Genomic DNA, 2,699 nt, shown 5'->3' on the forward strand with positions numbered 1-2,699 from the left:
GTGCCCATCTTATTCATCCGGTCTCGTCATATCGCGGTCACGAGGCGCTTGGCGTGCGTGTGCTGAAATCGGCGAAGGGCGCGACGGTGACCGATGCGTCCGGGCGGCAACTCATAGACGGTTTCGCCGGGCTGTGGTGCGTCAACGCCGGCTATGGTCACGACAGCATCGTAGAGGCGGCGGCCCGGCAGATGCGTGAGCTTCCCTATGCCACCGCCTATTTCGACCTCGGCTCCGGGCCGGCCATCCGGCTCGCCTCGGAACTGGCCGAGCGCGCGCCAGGCGACCTCAATCATGTCTTTTTCACGTTGGGGGGGTCGGACGCCGTCGACAGCACGATCCGTTTCGTCCGCTACTACTGGAATGCCAAGGGCGAGCCGCAACGCGACCAGTTCATTTCCATCGAGCAGGGCTATCACGGGTCGTCCGTGGTCGGCGCGGGCCTGACCGCGCTCCCCGCCTTTCACACCGGTTTTGGCATTCCCTTTGAATGGCAGCACAAGATTCCTTCTCCCTATCCCTACCGCAACCCGGTGGGCGAGGACGGAAACGCGATCATCGCCGCATCGTGCGCCGCGCTGAAGGCCAAGATCGAGGCGATCGGGCCGGAACGGGTCGCTGCCTTCTATGCCGAGCCGATCCAGGGCTCGGGCGGCGTCATTGTTCCGCCCAAAGGCTGGATCAAGGCGATGCGCGAGCTCTGCCGGGAGTACGGTATTCTGTTCATCGCCGACGAGGTCATCACCGGCTTCGGCCGCACGGGCCCCTTGTTCGCCTGCACTGATGAAGACATCATTCCCGATTTCATGACGACCGCGAAGGGGCTGACCTCGGGCTATGTTCCCATGGGCGCCGTGTTCATGGCCGATCATGTCTACGACGTCATCGCCGATGGCGCGGGCGCTTCGGCCGTCGGTCACGGCTACACCTATTCCGCCCATCCCGTCAGCGCCGCCGTAGCGCTTGAGGTGTTGAAGCTCTACGAAGACGGCCTGTTGGAGAATGGCATCAAGGCTGGCGCTCGCCTGATGGCGGGATTGGAGGGCCTCAGGGACCATCCGCTGGTCGGTGACGTGCGCGGTCGCGGCATGCTTGCCGCGATCGAACTGGTGGTCGACAAGAAGAAGAAAACACCGCTTCCGGCGTCGGCCATGCCGGCACGGCGCGTCTTCGACAGGGCGTGGGACAATGGCCTGATCATCCGTGCCTTTGCCAACGGGGTTATCGGCTACGCACCTCCGCTCTGCTGCACCGACAGCGACATCGATGCGATCATCGAGCGCACGCGTCGGACGCTCGACCAGACGCTGGCCGATCCCGACGTCCGCCAGGCCCTGGCATGACGGGCGAAGAATACCGCGTGTTTCGAAATAGCGCCGGGGCAGACGATTTCGCAATTTTGTGCCGCCCCCTCACGCCTTTTCGGCGAATCCAGCGCGGGGGAAGTGCCAGACTGCATTTAAGACAAGGCCAGAAAGCCCAAGTTTCCGGGTTTTTGAAAAAGGCCAGCGCCCCGGACAGCACGCAATTTTGTTCTGTTCAGAACGATGTAATTCGGCCCTGCGCAGAGGAGAGCTAAATTTTGGCCAGGGGCTTTAGCGAATTCAAATACATGACCTTCGATGTGGTCGGCACGCTGATCGACTTCGAAGGTGGCATCACGACTTGCCTGGCCGGGATTGCCGCCGAAGCCGGCGTTGCCATCGATGGCGAAGCGGCATTGGCTCTGTACCGGCAGGCCCGCTATATGCCCGATGCGAGCCTGTTTCCCGACGATCTCGTACGTGTCTACATGGTCATCGCGCCACAGCTCGGCCTGCCGTCCGAGGAGAGATACGGCATGCGCCTGCGGGACTCCGCCAGCGCCTGGCAAGGCTTTCCTGACAGCGCGGCGGCGTTGGCCGAGCTTGCGAAATCGCACAGACTGATCGCCATGACCAATGCCCGGCGCTGGGCGCTTGATCATTTCGAGAAGCAACTCGGATCGCCCTTCTTCGCCACCTTCACGGCCGACGATACCGGCACGGAAAAACCGGAGCCGGCCTTTTTCCAGAAGGTGTTCGATTTCGTGGCTTCCCGGGGCGACAGCAAGGACGACATCCTGCACGTCGCGCAAAGCCAGTACCACGACATTGGCATATCCCGAGCGCTTGGCATGACCAATAGCTGGATCGAGCGCCGGCATGCCCAGAAGGGCTATGGCGGCACGATCGAACCGGAGCGTTTCACCGTGCCGGACCACCACTTCACCTCAATGGCCGCATTGGCGGCGGCCGTGCGGGAAAGCCAGAAGGAACGAACCTGAGCCCAAGCCCGGAAAGCCGCAACAAGACGAGCAACCCGGAACAACAAACAGAAAGGGGAATGATATGACCGACAAGATCTCGAACTGGACCAGAGCAGACGATGCCATGGTCGAAAACGCCATTCGGCGGGGCGCGAGCCGCCGCGAACTGCTCAAGATGCTGCTGGCCGGCGGCGCCGCGATTGCCGCGGGCAGCGCGGTGCTCGGCCGCGCCACGAATGCCGTCGCCGCCACGCCGGCTTCCGGCGGAACGTTCAAGGCAGCAGGCTGGTCGTCCTCGACCGCCGACACGCTCGATCCGGCAAAAGCGTCGCTTTCCACCGACTATGTCCGCTGCTGCTCGCTCTACAACCGGCTGACGTTCCTCGACAAGGACGGCGTCACGCAGATGGAG

At 62.9% G+C, this 2,699-nt stretch carries 2 protein-coding genes and 1 pseudogene; all 3 read left to right on the plus strand.

All coding sequences use genetic code 11. The features are described from left to right. A partial coding sequence (locus NKH19_RS33095; protein ID WP_352983893.1) for an aspartate aminotransferase family protein occupies positions 1 to 1,343 on the plus strand: 1,343 nt, incomplete at its 5' end. Positions 1,344 to 1,612: 269 nt separating this feature from the next. Continuing rightward, positions 1,613 to 2,305, plus strand: coding sequence for an HAD-IA family hydrolase (locus NKH19_RS33100; protein ID WP_502911105.1), 693 nt, complete (start codon positions 1,613 to 1,615; stop codon positions 2,303 to 2,305). A 64-nt stretch (positions 2,306 to 2,369) separates the two neighbouring features. Then, positions 2,370 to 2,699: pseudogene (locus NKH19_RS33105) on the plus strand (ABC transporter substrate-binding protein); the annotation flags it as partial.

This window comes from Mesorhizobium sp. M1338, assembly GCF_040318045.1.
Classification (GTDB): Bacteria; Pseudomonadota; Alphaproteobacteria; order Rhizobiales; family Rhizobiaceae; genus Mesorhizobium.

What these genes read in the sequence shown, in the direction of transcription:
- NKH19_RS33100 (WP_502911105.1), top strand. Translation starts at nt 1,613, where the DNA reads ATGACCTTCGATGTGGTCGGCACGCTGATCGACTTCGAAGGTGGCATC.